Source organism: Magnetococcales bacterium, from assembly GCA_015228815.1.
Taxonomy (GTDB): Bacteria; Pseudomonadota; Magnetococcia; order Magnetococcales; family UBA8363; genus UBA8363.
Map to the genome: position 1 here is coordinate 41112 of JADGCV010000033.1, position 7970 is coordinate 49081.

General features: G+C 57.8%; 7 protein-coding genes. 6 read left to right on the top strand and 1 reads right to left on the bottom strand.

Going from position 1 to position 7970, the window contains the following annotated elements:
• Positions 1-124 precede the first annotated feature (124 nt).
• The 6 genes from hrcA to HQL76_13620 all read left to right on the top strand — a co-directional run bounded on the left by hrcA (position 125) and on the right by HQL76_13620 (position 6567).
• Complete coding sequence (gene hrcA, locus HQL76_13595; GenBank protein ID MBF0110199.1) at positions 125-1225, top strand: heat-inducible transcription repressor HrcA; 1101 nt, start codon at positions 125-127, stop codon at positions 1223-1225.
• A gap of 81 nt (positions 1226-1306) precedes the next feature.
• A complete protein-coding gene (gene grpE, locus HQL76_13600; GenBank protein MBF0110200.1) occupies positions 1307-1963 on the top strand; it encodes a nucleotide exchange factor GrpE in 657 nt (218 codons plus the stop codon).
• Between the two features lie 195 nt (positions 1964-2158).
• Positions 2159-4072 carry a molecular chaperone DnaK gene (gene dnaK, locus HQL76_13605; protein ID MBF0110201.1) on the top strand — a complete coding sequence of 638 codons (1914 nt, stop codon included), beginning with the start codon at positions 2159-2161 and terminating at the stop codon, positions 4070-4072.
• Between the two features lie 7 nt (positions 4073-4079).
• The gene (dnaJ, locus tag HQL76_13610) at positions 4080-5222 is read left to right on the top strand and encodes a molecular chaperone DnaJ (GenBank protein MBF0110202.1); all 1143 of its coding nucleotides are present in this window, start codon (positions 4080-4082) and stop codon (positions 5220-5222) included.
• Between the two features lie 90 nt (positions 5223-5312).
• A complete protein-coding gene (gene dapB / locus HQL76_13615) occupies positions 5313-6137 on the top strand; it encodes a 4-hydroxy-tetrahydrodipicolinate reductase (GenBank protein MBF0110203.1) in 825 nt (274 codons plus the stop codon).
• Positions 6138-6216: 79 nt separating this feature from the next.
• Positions 6217-6567 carry a hypothetical protein gene (locus HQL76_13620; GenBank protein ID MBF0110204.1) on the top strand — a complete coding sequence of 117 codons (351 nt, stop codon included), beginning with the start codon at positions 6217-6219 and terminating at the stop codon, positions 6565-6567.
• A gap of 231 nt (positions 6568-6798) precedes the next feature.
• On the opposite strand, the gene HQL76_13625 is transcribed toward HQL76_13620, so the two are convergent.
• Positions 6799-7476, bottom strand: coding sequence for a helix-turn-helix domain-containing protein (locus HQL76_13625; protein ID MBF0110205.1), 678 nt, complete (start codon positions 7474-7476; stop codon positions 6799-6801).
• Positions 7477-7970 lie beyond the last annotated feature (494 nt).

Below are 7970 nucleotides of genomic sequence, written 5' to 3' on the forward strand. Positions count from 1 at the left end.
GCGTTGACACACTTTCCAGGGATTGTTATCTTTCAAAGTCTGGTTCATGCAACGGGGTGGGCATGCGATGGATGCCGGACGCGCCACCGTGCCTGTTTCATTCACGGGATCTTGACGTCAAACAATGTTGACACAACGGCATCGGGACATTCTGCAACGTGTGGTTCACGCCACCATTTACCAGGGGGAGGCGGTTGGTTCGAAAACCCTGAGTGGGATGGATGGCCTTGATTGTTCCTCCGCCACCATTCGCGCCGACATGGCCCAACTGGAGAAAATGGGCTATCTGATCCGGGATCACGCCTCGGCGGGTCGGAGGCCGACGCAAAAGGGGCTCCGTTTTTTCGTCGATTCCCTGCTCAAGGTGGCGCCACTGTCCGACAGCGACAAGGATCGCATCATCGCTGCCTGCACCCCTGAGATTCATGGATTCGATCTGGAGCAGACCCTGTCTCGGGTCTGCCGGGTGCTTGCGGCGATGACGCCCAACGCCTGCATCGTCCGTCTGCCTCGATTGGCCGATGTCGCCATCCATCGGGTCCAGTTCATCGAATTATGCGCCGATCGACCGGGGGAATTTCCGATTCTGGCCCTTCTGGTGTCTGAATCGGGCCATCTGAAAAGCCGGGTCATCCGTCTCCAGTCTCCCCTGCGGCAGAAGGAACTGGATGCCTTCGGCGAAACCCTGAGCCGTGAAATGCGGGGCAGGACCTTGACCGAGATCAAAGACGCCTTGCTTCGTGAACTGAAGCGGGGCGAGCGGATGTATCATGATCTGTGCCGCACTCTTTTGGCAAACCCCGTCCTGACCGCCGCAAGCGATGCCCTGATCGTCAACGGACGGATGAATCTCTTGGAGATGGGGAATCATGGCAACCTTTCGGGCAGGGAACTGGGAAGGATGCGTGATCTTCTGGCGGTCCTTGAGGAAAACCGCAGGCTGATTCATCTTCTGGACGAATGTGACCGACAGGATGGGGTTCGATTGTTCATCGGTTCCGAAAATGGGATCGTGCGGGATCATTCGTGTTCCGTGGTGGCGGCGCCGTTTTCCGGTTCCCGTGATCTGATGCCGGGGACGGTCGGGGTGCTGGGGCCGGTACGGTTGGATTATGCCCATGTCATTCCCCTGGTCGATTTTACCGCCAGGACGCTGGGGGCGTTGTTGTCGGAACGTCTTCTTTCGGGGAACCGGGAGGGGAACCTGGGTTGGACTCCGACGTAATGATGTCCGGATCGATGTGTTCACTTGTTGAAATGGATACCTGTTTTTTTCATCAACTCCAATGCGACGCTCTGAAGGAAAATGACTGACCCAAATCAAACCAATGGCATCAAGGAGAATCACCCTTTCCAGGCCGAGGTTCCCGTGGACGGGGAAGGTTTTTCGGCCCGGACGGATCATGAAGGCGATTCGTTGCCGGGGGAGGAAGAGTCGGAAGCGGGGGCTGTTCCAGGCGAGTCCCCATCATTGCCGGGGGAAGTGGACCGGCTCGTGGGACGGGTGGAAGAACTGGAAACCGCGCTTGCCGCCAGCCGCGACGAGACGCTGCGCTCCCTGGCGGACATGCAAAATCTTCGCCGCCGGACCGCGCGGGAGGTGCAGCAGGCGCGGGATTTCGCCGTGGAGGGCTTCGCCCGGGATCTTCTGCCGGTGGCGGACAACATGGAGCGGGCATTGTCCGCCATGCCCGAGCGCGAGGACCCGGCCCTGAAGGCGATGGCCGAGGGGATTCGTCTGGTCCAGGCGGAACTCGACCGGGTTTTCAAGCATCATGGGGTGACCCGGATCGAAGCCGTCGGCAAGCCTTTCGATCCCAATCTGCATCAGGCAGTGCAGCAGGTGGCGGTATCCGCCGCCGATTCCACCCCACCCGGCGCGGTTGTTTCCGAGCTGCAATCGGGTTATCTCCTCAATGGGCGCCTGCTGCGCGCTTCCATGGTGGTGGTCGCCAAGGACTAAGGAATGAATCGGAGTCGATCCGACACCCTTGGGAATGCCGGGTCTTTAGAGTGATTAAAGTTTGCACGGGTCTTGACAAATGAACCCGGCGTTCCCATATCAACGACGTAGTGCGCGGATCGTATCCGAAACAGTCACGGCGGGCCGGTCGCAAACCGGTCGCCATCATGGAACCAAGTGGAAAGGAAGCATGCGATGGGCAAGGTCATTGGCATCGATCTGGGGACGACGAACTCCTGCGTGGCCATCATGGAAGGTGGCGATCCCAAGGTGATTGAAAACAGCGAGGGGGTCCGCACGACGCCGTCGATGGTGGCCCTGACCGCGTCGGGGGAACGGCTGGTGGGGCAGGCGGCCAAACGTCAGGCGGTCACCAATCCGAAGAACACCCTGTTCGCCATCAAAAGGCTGATTGGTCGGCGTTACGATGATCCGATGACCCAGAAGGACAAGGGATTCGTTCCCTACGAAATCGTCAAGGCGGACAATGGCGATGCCTGGGTCAACTTTGGCGGCAAGAAGGTCAGCCCATCCGAAGTGTCGGCGATGATTCTGCAGAAGATGAAGCAGACGGCGGAGGATTATCTGGGAGAGACGGTTTCCGAGGCGGTCATCACGGTGCCGGCCTATTTCAACGATGCCCAGCGCCAGGCCACCAAGGATGCGGGTCGGATCGCGGGACTGGAGGTGTTGCGCATCATCAACGAACCGACCGCCGCCGCTTTGGCCTATGGTCTGGACAAGAAGGGGGGGCAGACCATCGTCGTCTATGACCTGGGTGGCGGAACCTTCGACGTTTCGATCCTGGAGATCGGTGACGGGGTTTTCGAAGTCAAATCGACCAACGGCGATACGTTTCTGGGGGGGGAAGATTTCGACAAGACGATCATCGACTGGCTGGCGGAAGAGTTCAAGCGTGAACACGGGATCGATTTGCGCAAAGATACGATGGCGCTGCAACGGTTGAAGGAAGCGGCGGAAAAGGCCAAGATCGAGCTTTCCAACAGCATGCAGACCGACATCAATCTTCCTTTCGTCACTGCCGATGCCTCGGGACCGAAGCATCTGAACATTGCCCTGTCGCGGGCCAAACTTGAAGCGCTGGTCGATCATCTGATCCAGAGAACCCTTGAACCCTGTCGGATCGCCCTGAAGGATGCGAAGATCACCGCCCGGGATGTCAACGAGGTCATCCTGGTCGGGGGGATGACCCGCATGCCCAAGGTGCAGCAGGTCGTAACCGAATTTTTCGGTCGCGACCCCCACAAGGGGGTCAACCCCGACGAGGTGGTGGCCATCGGAGCGGGCATTCAGGGTGGGGTGCTCAAGGGGGATGTCAAGGATGTCTTGTTGCTGGACGTGACGCCGCTTTCCCTGGGGATCGAGACCCTGGGCGGTGTCTTTACCAAACTGATCGACAAGAATACGACCGTCCCGACGAAGAAATCGCAGGTTTTTTCGACCGCCGTGGACAATCAGCCGGCGGTGACCATTCGCGTGGCCCAGGGAGAGCGGGAACTTTTCAATCACAACAAACTTCTGGGTCAGTTCGACCTTGTGGGAATCGCCCCGGCGCCGCGTGGGGTGCCGCAGGTCGAGGTCACTTTCGACATCGACGCCAATGGTTTGGTCCATGTCAGCGCCAGGGACAAGGGGACGGGCAAGGAGCAGTCGATCAAGATTCAGGCCTCGGGCGGTCTGTCGGATGCCGAGATCGACAAGATGGTGCGCGATGCCGAGGCACACGCGGAGGAGGATGCGCGCAATCGCAAGCTGATCGATCTGCGCAATCAGGCCGACTCGGTGATCTACAGCACCGAAAAAACCTTGAAGGAGCATGGTGAAAAGGTCGATGCCGCGATCAAGGGACAGATCGAGAAGGCCATTGCCGATCTTAAATCGGTTTCGGGTGGCGATGACGCGGCGGCCATCGAGGCCAAGACCCAGGCATTGATGGAAATCTCGATGAAGTTGGGCGAGGCGGTTTACAAGGATGCGCAGGCCTCGGGACCGGGGGGGGCGCAGGCCGGACCCAAGGGCGCTCCGGGTGGGGCGGACAATGTGGTGGATGCCGAATTCGAGGAAGTCAAGGACGGCAAGAAAGATTGAGACCTAGATGCCGAAAGATTATTACGAAACCCTGGGGGTGGGGCGTGACGCCAGCGAGGATGAAATCAAGAAAGCCTATCGCAAGCTGGCGATGCAACTCCACCCCGATCGCAATCCGGGAAACAAGGATGCCGAGGCCCAGTTCAAGGAGGTCAACGCCGCCTATGAGGTCCTGAAGGATGCCAAGAAGCGTTCCATCTACGATCAGTTCGGCCATGCCGGTCTGAGTCAGGGGGGGGGCGGGGGTGGTTTTTCCGGTGACGGCTCTGGTTTTTCCGGCGGCTTTGGTGATATTTTCGAGGAATTCTTCGGTGATATTTTCGGCGGTGGCCGCGGTGGCCGCGAGCGGGGCGGCGGACCGCAGCGGGGTGAGGACCTGCGTTATGACATGACGGTCACCCTGGAGACCGTCATGAACGGAGCGGAAGAGAAGATCCGGATTCCCACCATTGTCGAATGTGACAGTTGCAAGGGGACGGGGGCCAAACCGGGGTCGTCTCCCGAGACCTGCCCCACTTGTCAGGGGATGGGACAGGTTCGTACCCAGCAGGGATTTTTCTCCATAGCCCGAACCTGTGCCGCCTGTGGTGGCCGTGGCAAGATCATTCGCAACCCTTGCGGCGCCTGCCGCGGTCAGGGGCGCAAGCGGGCGGAAAAGACATTGACGGTCAAGATTCCTCCCGGAGTCGATACCGGGACGCGGATTCGCCTTTCCGGGGAGGGGGGGGCGGGACTGGTCAATGGTCCGGCGGGGGACCTGTATATTTTGATCGATGTGGCGCGGCATCCGATGTTCGAGCGGTATGGTGTCGATCTTTTGTGTCAGGTGCCGATCACCTTTACCCAGGCCGCTTTGGGGGGAAAACTGGAAATTCCCAGCCTTGGCGGCAAGGCGCGTCTGGTGATTCCCGCCGGTACGCAGACGGGGAGCCGGCTGGCATTGCGCGGCAAGGGGTTGCCCCATTTGAACCGTCCGGGGGTTTATGGCGACCTGGTGGTCGAGGTCCGGGTGGAAACGCCGGTGCGGCTCAACAAGCGGCAAAAAGAGTTGTTTGAGGAATTGGCCAGTTGCAGTGACGACGATTCCCATCCCGATTCCAAGTCCTTTTTCGATAAGGTAAAGGATTTTCTCGATAAAATGGCCAGTTGAACCCAATCTTGGGGCGTTGCCCCAAACCCCACCGGGAAGGGGTTCCCCCTTCCCGGACCCATCCATGAAATTAAAACAACGGAATAGAATATGACCGAGAGTCTCATCGCGATTGCCGGAGCCGGGGGCCGGATGGGGCGGATGCTGGTGCAGTCGGTTCTGGAGCAATCAGGGTGCCGTTTGGTGGCGGCCAGCGAGACGGCCAGTGCGACGAACGGTTCCGATGTCCTTGGGCGTGACGCGGGAAGTGTCGCCGGGGTGGGGATGGCGGGGGTGCTTATCGAACCTCGGGCGGAGCATCTTTTTGCTCCGGGCCGTGTGGTCATTGATTTTACCACACCCCAGGCGACCTTGTGCCATGTGGAACTGGCCCGGGCGACACGTTCAAGCCTGGTGATCGGGACGACCGGTTTGAAGGAGGATGGGGTGGCGCTGATCGCCGCGGCAGCCCAGGAGATTCCTATTATTTTTTCTCCCAATTTCAGTATCGGTGTCAATTTGATGATCCAGGTTGCGGCCCAGGTGGCCCGGACCCTGGGTGAATCGTTTGACATCGAGATCATCGAAGCGCACCACCGGCACAAGATCGATGCTCCCTCGGGGACGGCCCTGGGGCTGGGTCGGGCCATAGCCAAGGCGCGCGGTTTGGTGTTCGACAAGGCGGCGGTTTATGCCCGGGAGGGGCATACGGGTGTACGTGGCGCCGATACCATCGGGTTTGCCACGGTTCGCGGTGGCGACATCGTCGGTGATCATACCGTTCTTTTTGCCGGAGAGGGGGAACGGTTCGAGCTGACGCACAAGGCTTCTTCGCGGATGACGTTTGCCCGAGGGGCGGTCAAGGCCGCTTTATGGCTGGCGGGAAAACCTCCGGGACTCTATTCAATGGGCGATGTCCTGGGGTTCCACTCCTGAACCTTGGCGGCATTGGTGGGATGTAAACATGCAACCTGCCATATATATGGCAGGTTGCGGGAACAAAGGAACTTTGAACATGGAATCGGTTGCAATTGCCTCGATCAAGCCGGGAAAGACGGTGACCCTGGAATTCGGCAACAAGGAGGTGATCCTGACCCGCCTTCCCGAACCGCGCAAGTTCAAGATGGAAGACTGGTTTGAGGATGAAGCCGAGATTTTCATTCTCGAAGACACCATCGAAGAGGATGAACCGTTGCACTATACGCTCGAACCGGTAGACGATCCCGAGGCGGTCCTGTCGCGCAATGCGGGGCTTTTCGGTATCAAAAGCGCCGTGCATGATTTCCTCGGACGGGTTGTCGGCGGCATCGAGATGGAAGAAGATGACGATGAAGAAGCCGATGACGCCGATGATGCTGACAAGTGAACCTTGACATGATCTACTGCTGACCGGTCATTTTTTTCGCAGGGGGGGACGGGATGCGCCAACAGGGTTTGGCGTTCCTGTCCTTGATTGTGCGCCGGTCCACCCTTGACGACGACCAATCCTCCGGTTGATCCTGTTTCCGCTCCGTCATCCCACAAAAGTGTTTGATGCGATGCTGTCGCCGTGCGGCGCGGTGCGCCTGTTTCATTTTGAGAGCGATCCTGAATCTGCTCAGGAATGGTATTCCTTGTATTTGCACACCAGGGATCCAAAGACCTGTAATTCACCCTTGACTTCGATCAATGGGTAACGCGAGTTCAAAGGTTTTAAATATCGTTGTTCTCCATGCAAAATAAACTGTTTGAAGGTAGGCCGATTCATTCCTTCGCGGGCGACCAGGAACCGATTGTGGGAGGCATCCCGTTTGGGGTCGATGATGATGATTTCCCCTTCGAGGAATTCCGATTCCATGGAATCATCGGCGACTTTCAGGGCAAACGCGCGATCGCTGGCATTTGGGGCGACCGGGATCCAGGATGTGACGTTTGGAAAGAAGTGTTCCATGGAGGGACCTTCGAATTTGATCAGTTCATCCCAGGTGGTCAAAGGGATGCGACCGATCAGAGGATAAGAATGATGGGGTACGCCGCCCTCGCCGATGCCGTGAGAGTCGGCCAGACAGGAGGCGATGCCGGGCAGGGCCATTTCACCGCGACCGGTATCGAGCCAGATGGGATCGACGCCGCAGGTCAGGGCGATGGCAATGGTTTTTCGGGAGGAGCGGGAACCACCTCCTTCGAGTTTGTGGATGGCGGTTTGACTGATGCCGACCCGTTCGGCCAGTTCCTTTTGCGTGATGCCCGCATGTTTTCTCGCCAGTTTGATACGCTCATTCAAGGTAGTGGACATGGCAAAGTGACTCTTTTGCTTGAGTTTTCCGGTTTGTCTTGAGGACGTCGATTTATGAAAACGGATATATTTATTATTTCTGACACACAGTCATCAACGTCCGGAACCCACAGGGTATATACCAATAAGCCTATAACGGGCGAAAGTCAAGATGAAAAATCGACGTTTTTATGGCGAAAGTTCTTCAGCGTTTCCCGATGGAAAAGTCCAGGAACCTTCGATTTCCTTGATGATGACAATGATGAAGATTCGACGAGGCGATCAACCTGAGTCTGATCGGTTGGGGGGAGGCAGGACTGAAAGGAGAGGGGAAAAATTGAATTTGTATTACTTTGATCTCGAAAGTGAAGCCCATCGAGATCGTGCCGGAGGGCTTCCATGTGAGTATGGAAGGATTTTGTTTGATATGTGAAGATTTTCGATGTGATGCATGTCTGTCCGGACCGTGCGGATTGGATGCAGGGCTTGAACGTTTTCCACCGAAGCATGATTGG